Here is a 25,699-nt window from a genome sequence, read left to right on the forward strand (position 1 = left end):
TTTTTAAAATATTGTGAACGATAGATATATTAGGATGAGTTTAAATCTTTCATATATGAATTACCATTTATTGACAAAAGCCTTCTAACTATTAAGCTCAACAAGAACAAAAGTGCTAAATACGATAAAATGAATAACGCACATTATAGGGAAACTGCGACGTAAGAAATTTTATTAGGTGACCAATAGGAATTTGGCACGGCGCGCTTCGCTTTCTGAGGGCGAGCAACGAGCCGCACTAAATCCCTCCAATTAAGTAGTTGCAGAATAAGAATTTCCAGAAATAGATAAGGGCAACCAAACAGCAGTGAAAGCAACCAAATTACCCCTGAGAGCAACCAATTATTCATAAAACAAGTTAACTTGGAGTGAGACGCAAAGAATAATGGCGCATTATTGGGGATTGCTTTACAAAAAGCATCTACTTTGTCGGCTTTGTCGTGTTCAGGGGCTAGTTTATCGCAGTCACAGTGGATATTGTCGCAGTACACCATTTATTGGATTTACCCAGTTGAGAAACTGTTTAATAGTTGGTTTTTAGCAAGCCGATAATGAAAAAACAAGCAGTTATAATTGATTTTCGCTCCTAGCGTCGACTCCTATGTAGGCCAACAGGACGTTGGTTTCAAAGGCGTTGCCACACGATGTGGTGCTCGTAGCCTTTGTTCCTTGGGCTAATGAGCCATTCCAACGACGCCCAAAGCGGCGGGAATGGCTCATCGCTCACCCCACGGAAAGCGTACGACTGCAGTGAAAATCATAGCGGTCACCTAATAGAACTTTCTACGCTGTATTTTCCCTATACCACGATTAAATTAAAACATGCCGTTCCTTATGCTACTTGAAAAAAGTAATCCACCTGTCTAGTCTCCCAACCAATAAAAAAACTCGAAAATTCAAAGTTGAATTTTCGAGTTTTTAACGCTTTAATGATCCCGGTTTATAATATAATCCAGTAAATGCTTTAAGAATGGTGCATTACGAGGTACTTCTTGCAAAGCTTCCATAGCTAGACAATAATTTTCCCACATCTCTTTTTCTGCATCTTCTTGCCCAAGTATCGATACGAAAGTGGAACTATTGTTTTCCGCATCCTGGCCAATAGGTTTACCGAGTAAGCTAGTATCGCCTTCCACATCTAGTAAATCATCCTTTATCTGAAAAGCAATACCTGCATGACGGGCAAATTTTTTCAGAGCATCCATTTCTCCTTCATTTACCTTTGCAAGAATTGCAGGCATGATTAAGGAAGCTTCGAAGCCTATGCCAGTCTTATAAAAGCACATCACATTCAACTGCTCCAGTGTCAGTTGCATCCTTTTGGATTCCAAGTCCATCGTTTGTCCTCTACACATATTCGCAGTTGTTTGGGCTGAATATTTTATTAGCTTTAGTATAGTATCCGAATCGAACTGTTGAAGAGATGTCTGCTCCTCCACAGCCTTTTGGGTAAGAAATAGACCGGTTAATTCGGCCACCGCAATGCTTTGCATCTCATGTAGCGTTCGACGTCCTCTACGTGTGGAAGCATTATCCTGGGATGGCAGATCGTCAAATATTAAAGATGCAGTATGCATATATTCTAGTGATTTTAATAGCGGCTCGATTGCTGATCTATTTAATCCATAGGCGTTTACACCCATTAACCAAGCTAGTATTGGTCTTAAGCGTTTCCCTTCACCCTCTAGACTATAATTTGCAGCATTTATAATTTGGTCTTCTGCTAAAAATATGTTTTCCGTTTTAGGAATGTTTAGCATGTCATTGATTTGATGGCGTAAGCTTTTGATCATATTCATAAATTCTTCTTTTTCTATTCGTTCATTTTTCAAAATGGTAATCATATGATCGCGTAGTAGTTTATCGAAGAAATCTACATCATCTGCTTTTCGAACTATATTTTGAATAAGCTTATTGAATGCTGGATCTCCGCTAGCAAATATCCCCATCACTTCGTTGTATCTTTTAGTCCCTACTCGTTCTTTATAACGTTTTAGTCCATTTATAGCTCGATCCAATATAATCTCACAAGTCTTTCTATCTGAGTTATACACATTATGAATTAAATTAGAAATTACCGTCCAATACAGTTCAAATGGATTGATAAGGTCCGGACGTGACTCGTGATATTTCAAATAATAGGTATAGGGAGTTACCGCACCATCCTTCAAATCATCAAACATATCAGCAAAATCATCCGCAAGCTGATTATAAATGCCATAAAAGAACGTTCGATTGTCCAATTCCTTATCTTCAGAAGCACCGATTACTGAACGAACAATTAATCTGGAAGAGGAAGATTTTAATATGACAGGTATATAAAGCCCTTCATTCGTATAATTTGCGTTAGATAGACTTTTTACTCGGTCCACTTCCTGGGAATTAAAAAACACATAGGATTGCTCAAAAAAACCTATTTTTGTCTCTTGGTGCTGATTGGCGCTTATATAATCAAAGGCTTCTCGAAGTTCCGAATGAATATATCTCATCAATTCCACATTGTTCCCAATCCACTCACCAAATTCTGGGACCACCCCAGTTGTAAGAGCGGTACGTATTAGATCCGTATATTGTTTTTCCTCATTATCTGATAAAATTTTCGCATCGAGAAGATCATCGATAAATGGATAAGTTAGTCCATAAGAGTAGCCAAGTCTAATAGCCTTATCAAGTCTCCTAGTACGTTCTTCAGAGGTTGTCTCCTCGTTCATCTCTTCTATTTCTTGCATAATTACACCAGCAATTATTTTAATGAGCTTTCTCTGAGCCTGCTCAGCATCCATCCCTTTAGGAATGCTCTCAGATACAGTCTTTAACTTGTTTAGTACCCAAATTAAGCCCGATTCAACTCCTTCTTTCTGAGCAAGACGGTACAACCCTGCCATACTAAATGCCTTGTTTTTATTTTCTTTAGTGAGGTCAATTTTTAAATTTTCTACTACGCTTTTAATTCTGTTTAATGTATCAGGTGAATCAAGCGATTTGCCTAAATCACGCATAAAAATATAGGAGATGCTTCGATTGAGATAGTTATCAAGTTTGCCTGTGTAATTCAGCCATTGGATATAAGGATGATATTGACGAGGATCAGGCTTTCTTTTTCCACGTGAAAACAAGGAATAATTATGAATATGATTGCGTTTCCACAATCGAATATCTTCCGTTAAGGTCGAGATATACGTCTTTTGCTCCACTTGTTCATAAAGTGATTTAAAATAGTGTTCAGCCTTTTGCTCCGCTTGCCGATAGCAGGAATCAGCATTTATTAATAACTCCTTGATCATTCCACAACACACCTTCACTTTATGTTCTCTCTTAACCGTCTGGAAAAACAATAGTTGCTAATTAACAATCTATTCTTATAAGAATCTCAGAATTCCTTTTTATATGTAAAAATGTAAGGCTTGACTCCATTTCTATAGAATCAAGCCTTTATCATTTATTATTTCAACTTAAAACTCTCATTGCTCTTCTGCTTCCCACCGCTCTATTTCACTTCGAACTAATGGTGCCACTTCTTTCCCAAGAAGTTCGATTGCTCTTAAAACTTCATGATGAGGCATTGATCCAACCGGTACGTGAAGCATAAAGCGTGTGATACCCACGTTCTTACGGAGAAAAATAATTTTTTCAGCGACCGTTTGCGCATCCCCTACATATAAAGCTCCTTCTAGGCTACGGGCATGATCAAACGTTGCACGAGTATAAGGCCCCCATCCACGTTCTCTACCTAAAACATTCATAGCAGCTTGGGTAGATGGGAAAAATTTATCTGCTGCACTTTCGGTATTTTCACCAACGAATCCGTGTGAGTGCGACGCAACCGTCAGCTTCGAAACGTCGTGTCCTGCCTGCTCTGCAGCATTCTTATAAAGTTGTACAAGTGGTGCAAACTGGAGTGGACTACCACCTATAATAGCTAAAACTAGCGGTAATCCAAGAACACCTGCACGAGCAACAGATTGTGGAGTTCCACCACTAGCAATCCAAACCGGTAGAGGATGTTGAACAGGACGTGGATATACGCCTCGATTATGAATTGCTGCTCGATGCTCTCCGCTCCAAGTAATCATTTCTGACTCTCGTATTTTCAATAATAAATCTAGCTTCTCATTGTATAATTCATCGTAATCTTTTAAATCATATCCAAACAGAGGAAATGATTCGATAAAAGAGCCTCGTCCAGCCATAATCTCTGCACGGCCATTTGAAATCGCATCTAACGTCGCAAATTCTTGGAATACTCGTACTGGATCGTCTGAGGATAAAACTGTTACCGCACTTGTTAATCTAATACGGCTTGTTTGAGATGCTGCTGCAGCTAGTATAACCGCAGGTGCAGAAGCAGCATAATCTTTCCGATGATGTTCGCCTACACCAAATACATCTAATCCAACTTGATCCGCCAATACAATTTCCTCTACTACTTCGCGAATACGCTCTGCATGACTAGTTACTTTTCCTGTTTCCACATCTGGCGTCGTTTCTACAAATGTTGTAATTCCGATTTCCATATGACTTCTCTCCCTTTTACTTACTAATCTTTCACATAAAAAATATCGGTTCCAGTAATCATCAAAGCAATTATCTGCTCTGCCATAAATACTGGGGATTCTTGAAAACCATCTTCAATCCAACGTAAAATAACTGCTGCTACCCCATTGGCTCTATAAACATACAACCATTTTTGTTCCAATTTAGTCTCTTCCGAAAACTCATATTGATATTCTGCTAAAAATAACTTTTCAATTTGTTTAGCTAGCTTATAACGAAAATCTAAATGGATATTTTCACTAAGCAGCGTATAAAAGAGTTCTTGATTGTTCTTAAAATAATGAAACAACGTAATATTCTCTGCCTGCATTTCTCTCATATTCACTTTATCATGATTCTTATATGGTTTACGAATATGCCGTGTCATTTCTTCTAAAGTATCTTCAATAATCTCATCAAGTAATTCTTCCTTAGAGGCATAATGTGAATAAAAGGTTCCTCGATTGTAATTAGCAGCTTTTACAATTTCCGAGATGGTAATTTGAAGAAAATCTTTATCCTTTAATAATTTCAATAACGTTTCTTTCAGAGCTGTTTTGGAACGTTGTACACGCTTATCTACGTATTCATGCATACCTTTTACTCCTAATGATTATTTAAATTTTATCGTACAAATTCAGACAGTTTGTTCAATATCGCACAATACGATAACTGCTGTTTATTGTTTATTCTATTCTAAGATATACAATGAACTTATAACACAAATATGTATTATAGGAGGAATCAATATGCCATTTCCAGTATTAGAAGGTAAAGTTGCTATTATCACAGGTGCTGCAATGGGAATGGGGAAAGCAACTGCTAAATTGTTTGCAGAAGCAAAGGCAAAAGTAGTTGTTGCCGACTTTAACGAAGAAAAAGGTCGCGAAGTTGTAGAAGAGATTAAAGCAAATGGTGGAGAAGCTACCTTCGTTAAAGTAGATATTTCAAACTCTGAATTAGTACAAAATATGATTAAAGAAACAGTTGCTACATATGGACGTCTAGATGTAGCTGTAAACAACGCTGCACTTACACCCGATGACAAATTAGCAGCTGAATTCGACGAAGATTACTTCAATAGATTAATTTCAATCGATTTAACAGGTACTGCACTCTGCTTAAAATATGAGCTACAGCAAATGCTTACACAAGGTGAAGGCGGCTCTATTATCAATATTTCATCTGTGAGCGGCTTCCGCCCGCAACCTAAAAACATTGCATATGTTGCAGCGAAACATGCAGTAGTTGGTATGACCAAAGTAGCTGCAATGGAAAATGGTCCACATAAGATCCGTGTTAACTCAGTTGCTCCAGGTGCAATTGATACACCAATGCTTAGAGGAGCATTAGAACAATTTGGTTTTACGGAAGAAGAATATGCTCCACAACTTAGCTTATTAAATCGTTTTGGACAACCAGAGGAAATTGCGCAAGCGTCCCTATGGTTGGCTTCCGATGCATCTAGTTATGTGACAGGTACAACTATTCACGCAGATGCTGGATATACATCTCGCTAAAATACTCTACTTAAACAATCACAACCCCAATTGTTAGTTTCACGACTACCAATTGGGGTTATTTTAGATAAATATTTAATTACCACTTTAAATGGATAACTCATTGAATTAATCGTATCTATTATCGTACTTCATCAATGGATTTTACTACTGTGTGAGCGATTGGTTTCCATTCAACTTTCTTAAAAAGAGCAACGATCGAAATTGGAATATACGTAAACATAAATAACGGAAAAGTGAATGTATAAGCAATCTTTTTCCACGCAGGACAATGAATCTTTTTCCATTCCGTCACAGTTGTAATGAATCCAAGTGTAAACAGTATGCCATAATACCAAACAAAGGAGTTCAAGAAAACCATAGTAGTTGTATGGATTATCTCTTTCCCATCAAATAATCCGAGTATACCAGCTAAGTAAAAAGATCCATTCACCATCATACTGATACTGGAAATGAGCATGGCAGGCATAATCGTCATTGTCATATCGAAACAGGAAAACTTGTTAAGCCTCCCAAGAAAAATATTCCGGATCAAGCCACTGCCATATTTAGCAAAAACCTGGTAAAACCCTTTCGCCCATCGTAATCTCTGATGCCACGACTGTTCAAAAGTGACAGGTTGCTCATCATAGAACATAGCGTTTCTACAGTATCCAAACTTTTCGCCTTTAATAATCTGAGAAACAGAAAACTCGATATCCTCTGTCAGAAGATGGTGAATCCACCCTCCATTTTCTTTGATCAAGTTTGCATGTACTAGAAATCCAGTTCCAGAAACCGCACAACTGGAGTTAAGAACCATCCTAGGGAGGTTCAGGTATTCAGCTTCATGTATGAACCATAGTCCATATCCTGCAGAAATCCAGTTTTGATCATAGTTTTTGGAGTTTCTATAGCTGGTAATTACTCTGTATCCTTTATTGAAAGTTTTATTCATCTCATTTATATAGTTCTCATCTAGGAGATTGTCGGCATCAAACACAAAATATCCTTTATATTCTTTAGCTGAATATTCGCTTTCGATAACTTTAATCATATAGTTGAGAGCATATCCTTTTCCAACATGAACGTTATTGAAGCGTTCTCTGACGATTGCCCCGGCTCTTTCTGCAACCTTGGCTGTGTTGTCGGTACAGTTGTCTGCTACCACAAAAATATCAATCAAATCCTTAGGGTACTTCTGGTTCTTAATGCTTTGGATCAATTGTCCAATAACTAGCTCTTCATTTCTAGCTGCGATAATTACCGCGTATTTGTTAGGATGATCATTTTCCAACGTCAGTTTTTTATTTTTTTTGGTCTTAAACGCAACAAACATGTATACAATCTGATAGGAATACATTAATGCAAATAATAGGAACATAAACAAATTAAAATCATTAATAAAATTTAATAGCTGCGATCCCAAAAGCCGATCCCCCCAATGATGTTTCATTTTATTTTTAACTTTTTTCGGCTTCTTTCCGTAAATTTATGCATATTTAAAAGGCGTCCACTCTAGTTTGACTACCCTTTAAAAAATAAGTATATTACATCAATTTACATATCGAATTAAGACTATGTTAAGTCTTCGTAAACTTTTAGTATTTATTTGTTAAATCCCAGATTTTAAAATTGAGGTTATTGTTAAATCTAGAAGCTAGTATGATATACCCAACTATTTCAATTTATAAACAACAAGAAAAATGTTAATGTATAAGTTCATAAGTAAAAATGCATTATCCTAACAATGAGCATTTTCCAAGGGCTTACAAAAGATCCTAATAACAGTGTTATCATAAAAAGCGAAAACTAGTCATTGTCCTCATATTCAATTTGCTTTTGCTTGAAGAAGAAGCGCAGGGATGTGTGAAGTAGATCAGCTAATGAAGAGGTAGCAAGGATATAAGCGCTGAATAGCTTATTAAAATTATTCTATGGAGGAAATAACGAAGCATTCTAGTACATTATTAAAAGAAAAAAGGTATCCGAGAGTTTATTAAAATCTCTCTGAATACCATTTTCTTGCTCGAAAGATCTAAGCAACTACAATTTATTTTAATACCCTTTTTTCCCTAGCCTCCCTCAGCCACATCGGGAATTCATTTAGCAATTCATTATACAAATCATCGTCTCGTCATTCATTTCATCGACTAGCTGGCGAAATACAAAAAATCCTGAAATCTAATTTCGATCCCAGGAATAAATTAAATACTTCATACAGTGTATGGCTATTATTGTTTTAAAACTTATTATGTTTAACTACATTCATTAAATACTCAACAAACTGGTCATCTCTTACTAACCATACTTCATAATTTCGTTTTAGAAATTGCTCACTTTCTTCAAAACTGGTAAAGATTTGTTCCATTAAAGTTTTATTTTTTTCAATCAACCAGTGCTGCTCATTTGCTTGATATAGAAGAAAAATATCTTCCCTTCTATTTTTATAAAGCGAACCGAACGAAGAATGCTTCAAATTATAGCGGTTTCTTTTGGCATCTTCTTGCATTGGCTCCAAATGAAAGGTATCTAAGACAAACTGCTTATATGCTTCATCTGTTAAAGAACAACCGGACGCTTTCTGATGTCCGCCACCACCAAAATATCCTGCGATTTCAGACACATCTATATGATCATGTATTGTACGCAACGATATTCGCTTTCCGCCCATATTTAATATAGCGATATAATCGAGATGAGCATATTCTTTTCCTAGTTCATTACCTAGCTCGGAATGATAGGATTCTGCATAAACTATACCGGCAATGTAATCCCCAGCGTTTGACTGTACAATTTCTCTTTTTTTCCTTCGAATATAACGTTCTATTTTATCCTCTTCCATGTCCAACATTTTCTTTTCAAATTCATCAAAATCAAAATGCTCACTTGTAAGAAGCCGGTCAATCATCTTTTCTTCAAAATCTTCAATAGATACTAAATAGAAGAGTGAATTTAGTGAATGAGCTTGATTGTTTTCATTCTTCTCCCACTCCCAAGTATCGTATTGCCGAACTAACTCAACAAATTCACTAATAGCATCCTTTTCTTCCAAGAAGCTTTGCTCAACGAGATATTGATAAAATAAGGACGTAGCTGAAGTTAGTTTGCCTTCATCTTCCTCCACTAAGACCAAGCCCCACTCATACTCATTAAAATGTATTGCCGTTTTGTGATGATCTATTAGTTGGACTTTCCCTTTCTTCTGATAAAAATCATCCAGCTTTTTTTCATTATCTTTATTGGGAGATAAATCAGTAATAAATAGAAACGTTTCTGGATGATCATTTTCTAAAAAAAATTCAATCTCCCGATTAAGCGAACCTATGGAATTATATCGCACCTTCACTTGCTTACCAAAAGCAAGTTTTGCTAAAATACCACATCCGACACCATCCAAATCATTGTGGGACAATAATTTATACATCCTCTTCACCTCCATGGTAGTATGGTTTTTCCCCCTATAATTTATAATCAAAAAAAGGAATCCGCATGTATTGATAACATACAGATTCCCTGACATAAATTAACTTAAAGATAAAAGTTGCTTTTAGGGTGTCACCACTCAAACTAAGCAGCAGACTAAATGTTTATGGCGTGCTTACAATCACTGTTTTGTTTTTAATCATTTCTTTACTTTTTTAGATTTCCTGATACGAGGATAGAACCTAAAAGTACAATGATCGCTCCTAAGACAAATTGTAAATTAACTGGGGTACCAATAAACACAATCTCGGTTACGATTGCCCAAAAAACATACGTATTGTTGAGTGATTGCCCTCTAGCAGCCCCAATTATATTAATGGAGGAATAGTATAAGGAATAATTAGCAGTTCCTAAAAAACCGGCTATAACAATGACCCATAGGATATTAGATGTCGCTGCTTCAAATACTAAAGGATAACCATGAATAAATGGTATTATGATTATCCCATAACTAAGAGCAGAAGTTATTTGCCTTATATTAATTGCATATAGCGGAATGACATCTCTACCTCTCATTCCCCAAGCGCCGATTACTCCTTCAATTCCCCAAAATATAGCTGCCCCTAATGCAAATAATATTCCGATGATAAAGTTGCTTTCAGCGTCAAACTTGGTTGGCACATAAGCCAATACAATAACCCCTATGATACTTAAACCAACACCAAACCAAGTTCTTTTAATCATTTTTTCCTTCAAAAAAAAGAAGGCAAGTACTGCCCCTATTCCTGGAAATATAGAAGCAATACTTGCTGCATAAGTTACTCCGGCATACTGAATACCAAGAAAATAAAAACTCATCGCCAAAGGCCCACCAGATAATGCTCCTAATACCAAAATCGCACCGCTCTTTGTTTTGAATAGCTTTAAGACATTTATAAATTCGCCCTTAACAATCATAAGTAATGAGATCCACAGTGAAGAGAAAAAATCATGCATAAATGCGGCAATAATTGGAGCAAGCATAACTGCTTCTTTAAATGGTGTACTAGCTATGATAAAACCAATGATTACTGTATCTACTCCCCACGCAATAGCGGAAGTAGCCCCTAATCCTATACCCTTCCTAACTTCTTTAACACTTTTTTTAGTCACCTATCTCACCTCTTTGGATATCTGATTTTAAGAATGTTGCAAAAGGGGAAAGATAAAATAAAATGAGCAGTCACCCATGCCCAATAGAAAAACAAAATACGTTTTCATTGTTTAACATTCTTTGTACTGCCTTACAATTTATCCCGCATTAACGGGCAGTAAGACTCCCACTTCGAGATTGAAGAAAAGCGAAAAGATAGTGGGGAGATCAACTGCCCGTAAAAGCCCGATTGGTTTAACTAACAATCAGTGGGGGATGAAAAAACCCCACTGATTGAAGTTTCACTTTATCCCGCATTAACGGGCAGTAAGACTCCCACTTCGAGATTGAAGAAAAGCGAAAAGATAAGTGGGGAGATCAACTGCCCGTAAAAGCCTGATTGGTTTAACTAACAATTAGTGGAGGAAAGCAGACTAAATACGCGACGTCCGCACTAGCACGTCCTGTGCATCGGAAAACCTCCACTCCCACTGAGTGAAGTTTCTTTTTATTTTTAATTTGCCATTCATGAGTAGAGATTATACGTCCAAACAAAATAGAATAAAATAAACGCTCAATTCCCTTTTTTCTGCTGATAAATGAACAACGAAAGTAAATTTCTTATTTATGTACATTTAGAGATTGTACATAAATGTATTTAAAATAGCAGGTGAAACAGTTTATGTAGTTCATTTTTCCGAATCAAAAAAGCTAAAAGAAATTCTCTTAGCTTCATCACGTGTTAGATTGAAATCTAATATATTCTTCTAGTATTCTAAAATTCTTTTTCGGAAATAAAGTAGCTTTCCATAAAACGCAAAAAAGCCTTAGCGCACGGTGAGAGATAGCGTCCCTCCATATAAAATACTGAAACCAAACGGGATAATGGCGGATCTAATTTTAAAATAGAAATAGAAGGACCTGGAGACTCCGCCATTAATCGCGGAAGCACTGAAACACCTAGCCCCTCTGCTACCAGTGTCCGCGGTGAGGCACATTCATAGGTAATAAGTGGCTCAAAGCCTTCTCTATTGCACGTCACGAGTAGTTGAGAACGAATTCCGGATCCTTCCTTAAAAGATACGAATGATTCATCCCTAAGCTCTCTAATAGAAATTGTTTTTCGCTTCTCCAGTGGATGTCCTTCTGCGACGACCAGCACTAGTTCATCTTTATATAGAGGTTTTGAGTAAAGCCCTTTTGGTGGAATTAAATCTGTATTTGTGTGAATAACTTCCGAATGAGCCAGTGCAAGATCTAATTCTCCCTTTTTTAGAGCCTCCAACAATGGTTCAGTTGTATTCTCCCGTATAAACACTTTTATCCCGGGATGCTCCTTACTAAATGCTGTCAGCAAGCTCGGCAGCCTAGTTTGTACTAAAGACTCTAATGCTCCTACCATAATTTTGCCCTGCGGGAAGTTTATAAATCCCTTAACAGAGTCCTTCGCCATTTGTGCCTCTGCTAGGATCTTTTCAGCACCTATAAAGAATTGTTCCCCGCCCTCCGTCAGTGTTATCCCTCTTCCTGTTCGTTTAAAAAGCTTAATGCCTAGTTCTTGTTCCAATTTTTTTATCTGCTGAGAAAGCGCTGGTTGAGCTATTCTTAGCCGTTCTGCTGCTTTTGTAAAATTTTTTAGCCTTGCCACTTCGACAAAATAAGCTAACTGTCTAAGCTCCATAGATTCAACGACCACCTATTTTCATGATATAAGTAAATCTTATAAGTACGATAACATAAATATCTTTTTCTTATCAATTACACAGGGCTATAATTTAATCAAGAAAGGGGAAAGCATTCCTTTTTGTTCGTTGTATTCAGTGTTTAAATCGCTAGCATTATAAACAAATTTCACCATTTTAATTTAGGAGGGTTTTATATGGAGGAGAAAGTAACAAAAGCAATTCAAGATGATTACCCAGATGATTTTGCATGGTGTTATGGGTGCGGTCGTTTAAACGAAAGCGGTTACCATCTTCGAACAGGGTGGATTGAGGAAAAAACAATAACAATTTATACACCTCGCCCAGAGCATTCTGGAGGTATTCCCGGCTTTATTTATGGTGGTTTACTAGCATCGTTAATAGATTGTCACGGGACCGGGTCAGCATCTATGTATCTCCATCGAAAGAATGGTAATGACATTGGAGATGGAGTTAATCCACCTAGATTTGTGACAGGTTCACTAAAAGTAGATTTCAAACATCCGACGCCTTTTGAGAACCATTAAAAGCAATTGGTACAGTAGAAGAAATCCATCCAAAAAAATATAAAGTCTACACGGAGGTATTTGCAGGAGACAACCTTGTCGTCACTGGAGAAGTAGTAGCTGTTTTAATGCCAAAAACATTTAGGCAGGAATATGTTTTCCCGAGAAATTAAGCGTGCCAGAAAGAGGGTACATTCAATGATTCAAAAGCTACAAGGAATTTATTTCGGTTGGTATATTATTATTGTAAGCATGATCATTACCATGTTAACGGTAGGACTGCGTTTAGGGATAGGCCCATTTGTATTACCAATGATGGAAGATTTAAGCTTAACACGAACATTCATATCCTTGATAATTTCTGTGAGTATGATTATGTATGGAGTTGGAATGCCTTTAGCAGGATACCTTTGTGGAAAATATAGTACTAAATTTGTTCTCCTGCTTGGGCTTGTAATCATAGAGTTATCCGTTTTGGGAACTGTGTTAACAAACAATGTCTGGATTTTTTTCTTCATGTATGGTGTGTTACTATCATTCGGCCTTGCATTTACTAGTCCAGTTGCAGTAACTCCACTTATCAGTCGTTGGTTTGTTCGTCAAAGAGGCAAGGCTTTATTCTCTCTCTCCACTGGTTCGATGGCTGGCATAGCTATATTTAATCCATTAGCTACTTTTATGATTGATTCTATTGGCTGGCGAAGCACTCTGTCTATTTTTGCTTTCATTTTTATCATAATAATAGTTCCTGCTGCCATTTTCATTTTTAAAGAAGATGTTCCAGAGGGGGCTGATTTAAAAGAAGCTTCTTCAAGCACTAAGTCTTCTACTGATGAGAATACACCCAAGCTCACTTTAAGAGATGCTATTCGCACAAAAGCATATTGGCAAATTGTAGCCGGATTATTTGCTTGCGGGTTCAGTATGAACTTACTAGGCTCCCATGCAGTTCCAATGTTAATAGACCATCATTTTGAACCTACTACTGCATCATTTGGAGTAGGAATGATTGGGCTAGTTGCGATATTTAGTACACTTGTTTTAGCCTCCATTGCCGATCGTTTCTCTAAACGTAAGCTACTATTTATTATTTATTTTATACGTGGTTTAGGTTTTTTAGGCTTGGTATTTTCACAAAATACATGGCAACTTTACTTAGTGGCAGCGTTGGGTGGATTAGTGTGGTCTGGGAGTATAGCGATGTCCTCCGCTATTTTAGGAGAGCTTTTTGGCGTCAAGCTACTTGGCGTGCTTTATGGTTGGGCATATCTTGGGCATCAAATAGGAGGAGCCATCTCTTCATTTCTTGGAGGGTGGGGCTATGAGGTCTTTGGGACACATTTATTTTCATTCGGCTTAGCGTCAGTCACATTAATAATTGCGAGCATTATTTCATACCTAATCCCTGAAAAAATCAAACTGCAAAAAATAAAACAATATAAACTTATAGGCAGTAGAACAACATCTTCCTAATAATATAAAAGCACTCGGAATCACATAATGAATAATGGCTTTGCTCCTATGTTTATTGACACCAAAAAACGAGAACAACGTACCTTCACAGTGCATTCCTCGTTTTTTGATGTTTTTTATGTCTTATAATCTATTCGTAGAAGATTTTAACACCGTGACTTTTTTGGCTGTTACTTGCTTCTCTTTCGCATAATCTGCACGATCTTCACGAATAAAACTCATAGCTATTGCGCCAAAAATGGCAGCAATACTGATTGCAAAAAAGTTAAATTGTGGTTGGAGATTAAACGTTAATAGAATGCCCATATAAGTTGGGGCAACAATGGAACCGATCCGTCCAAAAGCCATTGTACTGCCGAGAGCTGCTGCTCGAACATCTACTGAATAATATTCCGCCACATAGGCATTAGACATGTTTTGCAAACCTACTGTAGCTGCTCCTATAAGTGCAATTAGCCCATACGCTATATAAATATTTTTCGAGTAGCCAATCATCACCAATGCCACAGCTCCTACTATATACAGCGGAATAAGTACACGTTTGAAACCAACAAATCGAATAAGGGTTCCGAATATCATCGTTCCAATAATAGCGCCTATTTGTAATACTGCTACAAATAAGAGACTAGATTTTAAATCATAGCCAGCATGCATCATTAAAGTTGGAAGCCATGTATTTAAAGAATACATTAAGATGAATGTACAGAAGCAAGAGAGCCAGAACATCATCGTACTTAAAGCGAGCTTATTTTTAAACAGATCACGAACCGATGATTTTTGTAGCTGCTCCTGTTGGTCGTATGTAAATTGTATATCTTTCGAAAGCGTTGGTTCTATTTTTCGTAGAATAGTGACAAGACGTTTTGTATCTTTTTGTTTCATTAAAGAACTAATTGATTCCGGAAGAATACGTATAACAAATGGCAGTAAAAGTAGTGGTAATCCACCAATCCAATAGACTGGCTGCCAACCCAATTCTTCGAGAAACATTTGCCCACTAAATGAGGCAGTAATGGCACCAATACAATAACCGCAAAAAATAAATGAAATAATAGCAGCACGGTATTTGGCTGGAGCGTATTCTGAGATTAAAGCAGCGATATTAGGCATTACCCCACCAAATCCTAACCCTGCTATAACACGACAAATAACAAAAAATATAGGCGTCGGTGCAAACCCAGATAATAATGTAAAGAAACTAAATAAGAAAGTGGTAAAAATAATAATGCGTTTTTTCCCAAAGCGATCTGCATACAATCCAAACAAAACAGCACCAATTGCCGTACCAATTGTCGTATAACTACCAATCGAACCTGCTACTATATCTGTAATTCCCCAATCTGCCTTTAACAAAGGAATAGTCGCACCATAAATAACAACATCGTAGCCATCGAACATCATGATAAAAAATAAACATAGAATCACAATGTAATGAAAACCTTTTAATCTACTCTGATTAACTATTTCAATAGGGTTCACTTTATTCATGACAACCTCTCCAATGCAAAATTAATTTGATATGTAATGTAAAGAGATTGTAGCATGATAAAACTGCTTGCATATAACACATAAAATGTATCACTAGCTATAGTTTAAAGCTATACCTGGATTTGTTCTTCAGTAATAGTTTCTTTTAAATACTCGATATAAATACTAGCTAATGGACTTTGTTTTACATTTTTATGTGTAATATACCCAACGGTAATTCGTTCATCTACAAGTAAAGGAATGGATACGATATCTTTACTATTTAATTCATGACTAATCACACCTGTTGAAATTGTATAACCATTTAATCCAATCAATAAATTAAAGAGCGTTGCCCGATCACTAACGGTAATATTTTTAGGCCTAGAAATTGTACTTAAAATTTCCTCCGAAAAGTAAAAAGAATTATAGTCCCCTTGTTCGAAAGAAAGATACGGATAAGGAAGTAAATCTGTTAATGTCACAAATTCTTGCTTGGCAAGTGGATTTCGTGAGCTAATAAATACATGTGGCTTTGCTTCAAATAGCTTTTGAAAAAGGAGATTACCTTCTCTAAGAAATTTATGAATTACTTTTTTATTGAAATCATTTACATATAAAATACCAATTTCACTACGAAGATTTTTCACATCTTCAATTATTTCATAAGTCTTTGTTTCTCTTAACGTGAATTCATACTCATCTCGATTGTATTCTTTTAGCAAGCGTACAAATGCACTTACCGCAAATGCATAATGCTGAGCCGATACAGAGAAGTGCTGTTGCAATGATTGCGAATTGGAATATCGATTCTCTAGAAGTTCCGCTTGTTCCACTACTTGCCTGGCATAACCTAAAAACTCTGCCCCTTCAGTGGTGATGATGATTCCCTTATTCGTTCGCATAAAAATCACAATTCCTATTTCATTCTCTAACTCTTTCAGCGCATTCGAAAGACTTGGCTGACTAATAAATAAATTTTGTGCAGCTTTACTGATAGAACGACTTCTTGCCACTTCAATTACATATTTTAACTGTTGTAATGTCATTGATTTATGCCTCATTCCAATACAATTTTCTAATCTTCAATGTACTTCAATTAGTGCAACTCTTGCAACCTCAAAACACATAACGAGTTTTATAGATCTCTTAAACCGACCAAAATGAAAGCACCTGTCACTAATGGATATGACATGAGGAACAATGAAGGGAATGTTCTACATTATAGGGAAAATGCGTCTTAGTGAGTTGTATAAAGTGTCCGCAGGGATTTTCGCAGCAGGGTGGACGCTTTCCGTAGGGTGAGCGATGAGCCTTCACTGCCGCGCCTACGCGCGTACGTTGTGAAGTCTCATTTTACTCACTTGATCCTACTGGAGTCGCCTCCCTGCTGCGTAAATCCAATGGAGCTTGCTTACTTACTCCGTATTGACTTGCAAAAAAATAAAACCAACTACAATTTTTCGGTTACTTTAACCCAATAAATAGCTTAGGGCAACAAATCGTTCATTGAAAGCAACTAATTCTGCTCCGAAAGCTACCAAACCAGCGCGAGAGCAACTAAATTGCCATTGAAAGCAACTAATTTCTTACAATAGCAAGTTTACTTAGATTGAGACGACTATGATTTCGACATATTATAGGGATAATAAACCTAAAAGCCCGCCGAACTCGCCTGGCCGGCATCTGCTCGACTAGTTTGTCGTGTTCAGCTGACTTATTGTCACGTTCGGGGTGTACATTGTCGTGTTCAAAGACTAGTTTATCTCGTTGGCGGTGGGTATTGTCTCGTTCAACCATATATTGTAAGATTTGAAGCTGATTAGCAAGCAAATATTGAATAAGCAAGTGATTTCCATTGATTTTCGCTGCAAGCGTCGACTCCAGCCGGATAAGTGAGCAAAATGAGACAGCCCAACGTACGCCTAAGCGGCGGGGATAGCTCATCGCTTACCCGGCGGAAAGCGTACGATTGTAGCGAAAATCTTAGCGGCCACCTAATAGGGCTTTACGACGCATTATCCCTATAATGCACATGAACTGATGATAAATCTAACGCGTTACAATGAACTAAATATCTTATATTATAAAAAGTTTTATCGTTTATAACATATATTTTATTATTTCCTAAATCAAAAAAAGAAAGAAATTAATCATTTAATAAAAATGATTAATTCCCTTCTTTACTACAATCTTATATTCTCTTTTTTTCCTTAGAAAATAAATTTGCTACTGCATCTGGTAAAGCCATCAATGCCGGAACAAAGAGTGGCAATAAAACAAAGCATAGCACAATCAGCCCTGTAATGACTGCAATCGCTAATTCCGTTAACAGGATAATTCCGGCTGGTATTAATGTTGCAAAAGTACCGCCAAGTATTATCACAGCTGAGATGATGACACCGCCAGTATGCTTAGATGCTAACACAATGGCTTCTTTTGGAGATAGATCTGGATATTCCTTAAAGCGCATCATCAAGAATATGCTATAGTCTACTCCCAGAGCCACAATGATAATAAAGGAGAAGAATGGTACAAAGGATGAAATTCCCGCGTATCCTAACAGATTTAGGAAAATAAAATTGATAAGGAACATCGCTGTATAGTACGCTCCAACTAGGGATGCCGTAATAAATACCGGTGTCCAGAATGAACGAATCACCAAGAATAAGACAAGCAATACACCAATAATAACGATAACAGTTGTTCTACTTAAATCTCTTGATAAGACATCATTCATATCATTCGTGGTTGCACTAGTTCCTACTGTTCCACTTTTCGCATCGGAAAGTACAGTGCCTTTTAATCCTTCCGAAAGTGTATCATTGATTTGATTAATCGTTGCCAATGCTTTGTCAGAATAAGGATCATCCTTTAAAACAATCGTCATTTTAGTGATTTTACGATCTTCCGACATGAAGGCATCTAACGATTTTTTGAATTCCTCGTTTGTTAATGCTTCTTCTGGGATAAAAAATGTCTTATTTGTATTTAACTGAGTTAAATATCCATTTGTTTGTCCAAGTCCATCTGAAATGCCTTGTAATCCATCGTTTACATCTGTTAATTTTTTACCGAATTCACCGAATCCATTTAGACCTTCTACTAGCTGCTGTTGACCAGCTTTCATTTGACCAAGTCCAGTATTGACAGCATTCATATTCGTAACGATTGTGTTTATCCCTGAAGATGCTTGTCCAAGTCCGTTCTTTAACTTCTTCAAACCATCTGCCATCTGAGTTAAACCTTTGCTCATATTTGCAAGGTTTTTGTTTGCAGTAGTAAAACCTGCAGTGACCGTATTATAGTTTTCGTTTAAGGCAGCCATACTTTCTGGCGTAATTTGGTTTAACGATGTGGACAGCTGATCGATCGTTTGTTTCAATGCCTGGAAATTTGCATCACTACTAGACTCTGCATAACTACTACCTAATGCATCTGTCATAGATTTCATTTGCGTCAGTGCATCTTTAACCCCAAGTAATGCTTTTGCTGCATCTTGATAATGCGTTCCCATCTCAGCGTATCCAGCTTGCATTTTTTCATAACTGTCGGCTAGCACGGATACTCCACTACTCATAGCAGAGAGGTTCGTTTCAATAGTAGACAATCCATTATAAATCGTTTGGGGATTACTTGTCCCATCATCGATCCCCGCTTGGATTTGTTTTAATCCGCTTGTTAACGCTGTCATACCATCTTGGAGTTTTGTTGTGCCATCGACCATTTTATTTACTTCAGAAAAGTCGGCTGATTCAAGACCTTTTTGGGCTTCTGCCAACCCATTATAAATTTGGTCTACTCCATTTTGCGTTTCGGAAATCCCTTCTGTAACACTTCCCATTTGGCTGTCGACATAAAAGTCAGCAATTTGCTCCCCTTGAGGCTGAGTGACCGAAGAAACCATTTTCACACCTTTTAACGCCTTCAATCTTTCTGTAATGTTATCAACTACAGCAAGCGTTTCATTTTGATCCATTGGTTCATCACTTTCAATAACTACCGTAGCAGGCATTGCTTGACCTTTCCCAAAATGCTCGGCTACTAGATTAATAGCTTTTGATGAAGGATAGCTATCTCCAAGTTCCCCAACAGTATCAAAGTTCAATTTTTCTTCATGGAAGAAGATCATCGGACCAATAATTAAAAGAATAATCACTGTGATAAGAATAGGATGCTTTATACCAAAGGAAGATGTTTTCTCCCAGAATTTATTCTCTTTATGTCCTCCAGCATTTTTGGATGGCCAGAAAATTTTCTTACCTAACACTTTCATAATAAAAGGAGTTAATGTCAAAATTTGAAGCAATAATATGGTGACGCCTATGACAACGACAACACCCGATTTATAGATTGGTGATTCTGAGAAAACGAGTGCTAGGAATGCAATGAATACAGTAAGAATACTATATGCAATTGTTTTACCTGCTGTTTTATACGTATTAATGATCGAGTCATCTACTGAGTGGCCATGCGCCAATTCTTCCTTAAATCTATTAAATAAAAGAATATTATAATCTGTCCCAATCCCAAAAAGAATCAGCACTAAAAGCATTTGTGTAAGACTCGTTATCGGGAAACCTGCTTTATCAATTAACTGTGCGGCAATCCCCATCGAAACAAGATAAGAAAATGCCACCGCTATAAGAGAGATAAAGGGTGTAACAACGGATCTAAAAGCAATGATGAGTACTACCAAAATAAAGATTACAGTCAATGCAGCACTTTTTTCTACACCAGCTTGTGATGCCTTTAGATAGTCATTATTAATAAAATCTTCGCCACTAAGATAATAATCAACTGGTACACCTTCCAGTTTACTTTCAAATTGTTCTTTTATATCATCAATTTCTCGCCCTTTTTTATCGAGCTTATAGCTTACCATTAAGGTTGTGCCATCTTCAGAAACTAAAGCGCTTTTTGCGTCTGGCATACTGAATGGGTCAATCATCTCGTTGACGCCAAGTTCTGCACTGCTATCACGAATTGACTCTACTGACTCCCCTATTTGCTTCATGTCTTCATCTGATATTTTATCTTTATCATAAAAAACAATGAGATTGTCTGTACCTTCAGTGGTATTCATTTTGTCTAAGATATCCCCTGCGATGACAGATGGGCTCTCACTACTTGTACCTTCCTGCCCTTGCTGTCGTAAAATCGCATTGATGTCGGGCTGAATGACTGTCAGTAATATTGTTGCAATAAGCCAAATGGCAAAAATAGCCCAACGTCCTTTTATAATACTTTTCACCTTATATCCCTCACTTATAAATGTTATTTCCCACGTTTATCCTTTTCAGAGAAGTATAAGATGTCGATGAAATCATAGTTATCCATTCCTTCAGCAATCATTTTTTCTTTAACTGCTGAAACTAACAATTTCATTCCTTTCTCCACCGCTTCCTGTTCGCTAGGATTTAAAAGTTCCATAACCCCGATCAATGACTGATTTGTCAATTCCGCGATACTTTCATCAATATCTTCAGCTAATCTAGGAGATAACGAAATATCTACTAGACGTTTATCTTTCTGATTTGGCATTTTCACTAACAGTTTTTTAGCTATTAGCCTATCCACAATATCGGAAACCGTACTTTGCGTCATTTTCAAATTTTGAGACAGTTGCTTTATGCTAACTGTTCTGTGAGCATATACATCTCCGATTACCCTTATTTGTGGAATCGTTACTCCATGCTCCTCAGCAGTTTTCTGTAGGCTTTTCATCGTATAATCATGGAGAAAGTCAATGGATTCTCCTATAAACTCAGCTCTATTCAATAGTAAATCTCCTTTCGCAATTAAACCGAACACGATACATCGTACACGATTCATTTTATGTAAATATGTTTTCTTTGTCAATAGAGAAGCAATTCTTATATACGTTCACTTTCAATCTCTCTTAGCTAAAAAAAAAGTAGCGCAAACCATTTCTTTGGTTTGCGCTACTTTTTTTATTATGCATACTTTCTTTACGAGCAAAATAGTGGTTAGCTCAGAGTTACATCAATTCTCTGTTCCTGCACCATCAACATTCTTTTCAAAGCTATCTAAAAGTGCACGAACTTCATCTGTTGACTTCGTGCTCATCAATTGATTTCTTAATTCACCCGCTCCACGGAATCCTTTGACATAGATTTTGAAAAATCGATGCAATGCTGTGATAGAACGTGGTAATTCTGCTGAATATTGATCTTGAAGATCCAATTGCAATCTTAGAAGATCAAGGTATTCCGTAGTGCTATGCTCTTTTGGCTCCTTTTCAAAAGCAAAAGGATTTTTAAAAATACCTCGACCGATCATCACCCCATCAACGCCATATTTTTCAACAAGCTCGAGTCCAGTTTTACGGTCAGGAATGTCTCCGTTAATCGTTAGCAGCGTATTTGGAGCTATTTCATCACGTAATTTTTTAATATCCGGAATTAGCTCCCAATGCGCATCTACTTGGCTCATTTCTTTTCTTGTACGTAAATGAATAGAAAGGTTCGCAATATCCTGTTTTAATATATGCGCTAACCACTCTTTCCACTCGTCTACATTCGTGTAACCAAGCCTTGTCTTTACGCTGACAGGAAGTCCTCCCGCTTTGGCTGCTTGAATAAGCTCTGCCGCTACTTCCGGACGCAAAATAAGACCGCTTCCTTTCCCTCTCGTCGCAACATTAGGTACAGGGCAGCCCATATTAATATCGATCCCTTTAAACCCTAGCTCTGCCATGCCAATACTCATCTCGCGGAAATATTCGGGATTATCCCCCCAAATATGTGCCACCATCGGTTGCTCATCTTCTGTAAAAATCAAACGGCCCCGCACACTTTTCATACCCTCTGGATGACAATAGCTATCCGAGTTTGTAAACTCCGTAAAAAATACATCCGGTCTACCTGCTTTACTCACTACATGACGGAAAACAACATCCGTCACATCTTCCATTGGCGCAAGCACAAAAAATGGTCGTGGTAAATCACGCCAAAAATTCTCTTTCATCTTAAAACTCAAATCCTCTCAATATGGATATTACTTTAAACGCTAGGTCATAGCCTATTAAGCCACATAACTTATTATCAAACACAATATTTAACTTGTGCAAAACTACGTACGAAAATCGACAATATTTATTTTAACGTATATCGATCCTGAATGGTATTTTTATAACCCAAAATGCAAATGATAAAGACTTTTTTATTATACCAGCTCCAACTCATGATAAGCTGTTGTCCCTATGGTTTATTGGTGATTACTTTGAAAACCTCATTTAATTAGGTAATATATAAAGAGGGTCAAATAGTATTGGAGGAATCATAATGGAACTTATTGTTTATTTAGCAGGTCAAATTCACGATGATTGGAGAGATGAATTTGCACAAAAAGCTAAGTCTAAAAATCTTCCCCTTCGTTTTGTAGCACCACAAACAAACCATGATCGTTCAGACAATATCGGCGAAGAGATACTAGGAAAACAGCCATCTAACCTATATAAAGATGATGCCGCGTCAGATATTAATAATTTTAGAACTCAAGTCTTAATGCAGAAAGCAGATATCGTCATAGCCCTATTCGGAGAAAAATATAAACAATGGAATACAGCAATGGACGCTAGCACAGCCATTGCGATGAACAAGCCTACGCTTATCATTAGACCAGAATCATTAATTCACCCATTAAAAGAGCTTTCAAACAAAGCAAATGTAACCGTAGAAACCATTGACCAAGCGATTGATGCTATCAGTTATATTTTTGAATGAATTAAAACATATTTAAAAAAACGAAAATCAATAAGGAGTAAGCTAACAAAAACATACTTTTGTTAGCTTACTCCTCTTTTTAATGAATCTACTATTCTTCGTGACCCGTTTTTTCTGTAAGATCCTTATTGTAGTTGTACTGAGAAGGATCGACTTTAGTAAATCCTGTCGGTGTATAGAATCTCAATAAGTCACCATTCACTACTGTATCAGAAATTAGTAATTTATTATCTACTTCTTGTTTGTACTCATTCGCTTTTTCTAATTGAGTTTCATCCGTTATTGGCAAACCATTTGTAGCATCGTAAATTTTCCCATCAATCGAATAGATAGTAGGACTGACATAATCATCATTTCTAAACGTCACTAATTCATTATGCTCTTTTGATAATATATCGGTACCAAATTGAATATAGTTTTGTGAATTTACACCAAGTAAGTGTAATAAAGTTGGAAGAAGGTCTATTTGTCCTCCATAGGTATGATTGACTCCACCTTGCATTCCTGGAACGTGAATAATTAATGGTACACGTTGCAATTTAGCACTTTCATAAGGTGTAATTTCTTTTCCGATGATTTTTTCCATGGCTTTATTATGATTTTCTGAAATACCATAATGGTCACCATAAAAAACAAGCATACTGTTATCATATAAGCCTGATTGTTTTAATTCCTCCATAAACTGTTCAATTGCTTCATCCGCATAACGAGCAGTTTGGAAATAATTATCTACACTTGCATCACCAGTATCAGCTTTCCCAATGGTTGTTAAGTCTTGATCCATTTTATATGGATAATGGTTAGCAACCGTAATAAATTTCGAATAGAAAGGTTGTGGTAAAGTCTTCATAAGATCTAATGATTGTTCAAAGAATGGCTTATCCAATAACCCATATTCAGCCATATCTTTTTCAGAGCTAGTATCATAATAATTAGCATCAAAGAAATGGTCATACCCGAATGATTTATAGATCTCATTACGGTTCCAGAAACTACCGCTGTTCCCGTGGAATACAGCAGATGTATAGCCATTTTCTTTTAATATCGCAGGAGCTGCTTGATACGTATTCTGACCTTTTGTAATATAGGCAGATCCTTGCGGTAAACCAAATAAAGAGTTTTCAAGCATAAATTCTGCATCTGAAGTTTTACCTTGAGCTGTCTGATGGAAGAAGTTGTCAAAGTATAACGTATTAGGATCTTTAACTAATGAATTTAAGTATGGTGTTACCTCTTCGCCGTTTAACTTATAGTCCATCAAAAAGCTTTGGAATGACTCCAAATGGATATAGATAACATTCATATCTTTCGCTACGCCAAAATATTCTGGGTTAGGTTCGGCATAGTTAGATTTTGTAAAGTTAATAACTTCTGTTATATCATCGCTATCAGCTAAAGCTCTTTTTGAAGACGCCTTAACAGTTTCAGTAGCATCATATATCGTATAGTTATACATTCCTAAATACTTAACAATGTAGTTTCTATCAAAGCCACGAGTTAATAGCTGTGGACGATCAGAGTTAGCTAGTCCTAAATTTAAAACAGATATTGCTAAAGCAAAAGTAATCACTGGTATTGCTGTTTTTTGTTTAATTCTACTATAATCTTTTTGTACTTTTTTAGATAAGCATAGGAAAATCAACAAAAATACATCAACAAAGAACAAGATATCATAAGGTTTTAATAAAGAAATAACACTGCCACCTAAGTCACCAAAGTTTTGCGTTTGAGTAATCGTTGGCAATGTAATAAAATCACTAAAAAATCGATAATAAACTGCATTTGCATATAAAAGTACAGACATAAGAGAATAAATCACAAGAAGTGATGTATATTTCCCTCGGCCTTTGAAAATGAACGAAAATCCAAGAAACAGCATAGCTGAACCCAAAGGATTTAAAAGTAAAAGGAATTGTTGTAGGAATCCTTCTACCCCTAAGTTAAACTGTGTTACTTGTGTAATATATGTTTTAATCCATAGCATGAAAACGGCAAATAAATAAAAACCAAAAAACTTATTTAAAAAGGATGCTTTTTTAGTATTTAAACTATTCATTTTTTCACCTTCCTATTATTTTAACATTTATAATTTACATTAAAATATTAATTTGGTAAAATATAGCCTTTTCTATATTTTTTTAAGCTTTTCTATCCTACCTCTAGTTCGGCCTTCTGTCAAGTAATTACATCTACTGAGCTTATAATATAGGAT

16 protein-coding genes and 1 pseudogene are annotated in these 25,699 nt (G+C 36.6%); 4 read left to right on the top strand and 13 right to left on the bottom strand.

All coding sequences use genetic code 11. The features are described 5' to 3' along the window. Positions 1–926: 926 nt before the first annotated feature. The 3 genes from FG382_RS18105 to FG382_RS18115 all read right to left on the bottom strand — a co-directional run bounded on the left by FG382_RS18105 (position 927) and on the right by FG382_RS18115 (position 5,128). Positions 927–3,284: a polyprenyl synthetase family protein gene (locus tag FG382_RS18105; protein ID WP_142540294.1), complete on the bottom strand. Its 2,358-nt coding sequence runs from the start codon at positions 3,282–3,284 to the stop codon at positions 927–929. A gap of 177 nt (positions 3,285–3,461) precedes the next feature. After that, positions 3,462–4,514 (bottom strand): LLM class flavin-dependent oxidoreductase, encoded by a 1,053-nt coding sequence (locus FG382_RS18110; protein WP_142540295.1) that lies wholly within the window; start codon positions 4,512–4,514, stop codon positions 3,462–3,464. Positions 4,515–4,537: 23 nt separating this feature from the next. Beyond that, a complete protein-coding gene (locus FG382_RS18115) occupies positions 4,538–5,128 on the bottom strand; it encodes a TetR/AcrR family transcriptional regulator (RefSeq protein ID WP_142540296.1) in 591 nt (196 codons plus the stop codon). A 154-nt stretch (positions 5,129–5,282) separates the two neighbouring features. On the opposite strand from FG382_RS18115, the gene FG382_RS18120 reads away from it, so the two are divergent. Next, a complete protein-coding gene (locus FG382_RS18120; protein WP_142540297.1) occupies positions 5,283–6,053 on the top strand; it encodes an SDR family NAD(P)-dependent oxidoreductase in 771 nt (256 codons plus the stop codon). 121 nt (positions 6,054–6,174) lie between these two features. Here the strand turns inward: FG382_RS18120 and FG382_RS18125 are convergent, their stop codons facing one another. The 4 genes from FG382_RS18125 to FG382_RS18140 all read right to left on the bottom strand — a co-directional run bounded on the left by FG382_RS18125 (position 6,175) and on the right by FG382_RS18140 (position 12,271). Further along, positions 6,175–7,461 carry a glycosyltransferase family 2 protein gene (locus tag FG382_RS18125; protein ID WP_229677456.1) on the bottom strand — a complete coding sequence of 429 codons (1,287 nt, stop codon included), beginning with the start codon at positions 7,459–7,461 and terminating at the stop codon, positions 6,175–6,177. A gap of 813 nt (positions 7,462–8,274) precedes the next feature. Beyond that, positions 8,275–9,459: a DHH family phosphoesterase gene (locus FG382_RS18130; RefSeq protein ID WP_142540298.1), complete on the bottom strand. Its 1,185-nt coding sequence runs from the start codon at positions 9,457–9,459 to the stop codon at positions 8,275–8,277. Between the two features lie 206 nt (positions 9,460–9,665). Further along, positions 9,666–10,610, bottom strand: coding sequence for a DMT family transporter (locus FG382_RS18135; RefSeq protein ID WP_142540299.1), 945 nt, complete (start codon positions 10,608–10,610; stop codon positions 9,666–9,668). A 755-nt stretch (positions 10,611–11,365) separates the two neighbouring features. Continuing rightward, the gene (locus FG382_RS18140) at positions 11,366–12,271 is read right to left on the bottom strand and encodes a LysR family transcriptional regulator (RefSeq protein WP_142540300.1); all 906 of its coding nucleotides are present in this window, start codon (positions 12,269–12,271) and stop codon (positions 11,366–11,368) included. Between the two features lie 198 nt (positions 12,272–12,469). On the opposite strand from FG382_RS18140, the pseudogene FG382_RS18145 reads away from it, so the two are divergent. Both FG382_RS18145 and FG382_RS18150 read left to right on the top strand, forming a co-directional pair. Further along, positions 12,470–12,972, top strand: a pseudogene (locus FG382_RS18145) (PaaI family thioesterase). Between the two features lie 25 nt (positions 12,973–12,997). Further along, positions 12,998–14,272 carry an MFS transporter gene (locus FG382_RS18150; RefSeq protein WP_142540301.1) on the top strand — a complete coding sequence of 425 codons (1,275 nt, stop codon included), beginning with the start codon at positions 12,998–13,000 and terminating at the stop codon, positions 14,270–14,272. A 123-nt stretch (positions 14,273–14,395) separates the two neighbouring features. Here FG382_RS18150 and FG382_RS18155 read toward each other — a convergent pair whose 3' ends face one another. The 5 genes from FG382_RS18155 to FG382_RS18175 all read right to left on the bottom strand — a co-directional run bounded on the left by FG382_RS18155 (position 14,396) and on the right by FG382_RS18175 (position 22,729). Then, the gene (locus tag FG382_RS18155) at positions 14,396–15,760 is read right to left on the bottom strand and encodes an MFS transporter (RefSeq protein ID WP_142540302.1); all 1,365 of its coding nucleotides are present in this window, start codon (positions 15,758–15,760) and stop codon (positions 14,396–14,398) included. 110 nt (positions 15,761–15,870) lie between these two features. After that, positions 15,871–16,788, bottom strand: coding sequence for a LysR family transcriptional regulator (locus FG382_RS18160; RefSeq protein WP_142540303.1), 918 nt, complete (start codon positions 16,786–16,788; stop codon positions 15,871–15,873). A 1,145-nt stretch (positions 16,789–17,933) separates the two neighbouring features. Beyond that, on the bottom strand, positions 17,934–20,993 hold the full coding sequence (locus FG382_RS18165; RefSeq protein ID WP_142540304.1) for an MMPL family transporter: 3,060 nt from the start codon (positions 20,991–20,993) through the stop codon (positions 17,934–17,936). Positions 20,994–21,016: 23 nt separating this feature from the next. Next, positions 21,017–21,574, bottom strand: a complete 558-nt coding sequence (locus FG382_RS18170) for a MarR family winged helix-turn-helix transcriptional regulator (RefSeq protein ID WP_170206578.1) — start codon at positions 21,572–21,574, stop codon at positions 21,017–21,019. Between the two features lie 171 nt (positions 21,575–21,745). Beyond that, the gene (locus FG382_RS18175) at positions 21,746–22,729 is read right to left on the bottom strand and encodes a tRNA dihydrouridine synthase (RefSeq protein WP_142540306.1); all 984 of its coding nucleotides are present in this window, start codon (positions 22,727–22,729) and stop codon (positions 21,746–21,748) included. 317 nt (positions 22,730–23,046) lie between these two features. Between FG382_RS18175 and FG382_RS18180 the strand changes: the two genes are divergently transcribed. After that, positions 23,047–23,487 (top strand): YtoQ family protein, encoded by a 441-nt coding sequence (locus FG382_RS18180; protein ID WP_142540307.1) that lies wholly within the window; start codon positions 23,047–23,049, stop codon positions 23,485–23,487. A gap of 91 nt (positions 23,488–23,578) precedes the next feature. Here FG382_RS18180 and ltaS read toward each other — a convergent pair whose 3' ends face one another. Continuing rightward, positions 23,579–25,543 (bottom strand): lipoteichoic acid synthase, encoded by a 1,965-nt coding sequence (gene ltaS, locus FG382_RS18185; RefSeq protein ID WP_142540308.1) that lies wholly within the window; start codon positions 25,541–25,543, stop codon positions 23,579–23,581. Positions 25,544–25,699: the final 156 nt, after the last annotated feature.

Source organism: Psychrobacillus lasiicapitis, assembly GCF_006861795.1.
GTDB classification, from domain to species: Bacteria; Bacillota; Bacilli; order Bacillales_A; family Planococcaceae; genus Psychrobacillus; species Psychrobacillus lasiicapitis.

What these genes read in the sequence shown, in the direction of transcription:
- FG382_RS18105 (WP_142540294.1), bottom strand. Translation starts at nt 3,284, where the DNA reads ATGATCAAGGAGTTATTAATAAATGCTGATTCCTGCTATCGGCAAGCG.
- FG382_RS18110 (WP_142540295.1), bottom strand. Translation starts at nt 4,514, where the DNA reads ATGGAAATCGGAATTACAACATTTGTAGAAACGACGCCAGATGTGGAA.
- FG382_RS18115 (WP_142540296.1), bottom strand. Translation starts at nt 5,128, where the DNA reads ATGCATGAATACGTAGATAAGCGTGTACAACGTTCCAAAACAGCTCTG.
- FG382_RS18120 (WP_142540297.1), top strand. Translation starts at nt 5,283, where the DNA reads ATGCCATTTCCAGTATTAGAAGGTAAAGTTGCTATTATCACAGGTGCT.
- FG382_RS18130 (WP_142540298.1), bottom strand. Translation starts at nt 9,459, where the DNA reads ATGTATAAATTATTGTCCCACAATGATTTGGATGGTGTCGGATGTGGT.
- FG382_RS18140 (WP_142540300.1), bottom strand. Translation starts at nt 12,271, where the DNA reads ATGGAGCTTAGACAGTTAGCTTATTTTGTCGAAGTGGCAAGGCTAAAA.
- FG382_RS18150 (WP_142540301.1), top strand. Translation starts at nt 12,998, where the DNA reads ATGATTCAAAAGCTACAAGGAATTTATTTCGGTTGGTATATTATTATT.
- FG382_RS18155 (WP_142540302.1), bottom strand. Translation starts at nt 15,760, where the DNA reads ATGAATAAAGTGAACCCTATTGAAATAGTTAATCAGAGTAGATTAAAA.
- FG382_RS18160 (WP_142540303.1), bottom strand. Translation starts at nt 16,788, where the DNA reads ATGACATTACAACAGTTAAAATATGTAATTGAAGTGGCAAGAAGTCGT.
- FG382_RS18170 (WP_170206578.1), bottom strand. Translation starts at nt 21,574, where the DNA reads ATGAATCGTGTACGATGTATCGTGTTCGGTTTAATTGCGAAAGGAGAT.
- FG382_RS18175 (WP_142540306.1), bottom strand. Translation starts at nt 22,729, where the DNA reads ATGAAAGAGAATTTTTGGCGTGATTTACCACGACCATTTTTTGTGCTT.
- FG382_RS18180 (WP_142540307.1), top strand. Translation starts at nt 23,047, where the DNA reads ATGGAACTTATTGTTTATTTAGCAGGTCAAATTCACGATGATTGGAGA.
- ltaS (WP_142540308.1), bottom strand. Translation starts at nt 25,543, where the DNA reads ATGAATAGTTTAAATACTAAAAAAGCATCCTTTTTAAATAAGTTTTTT.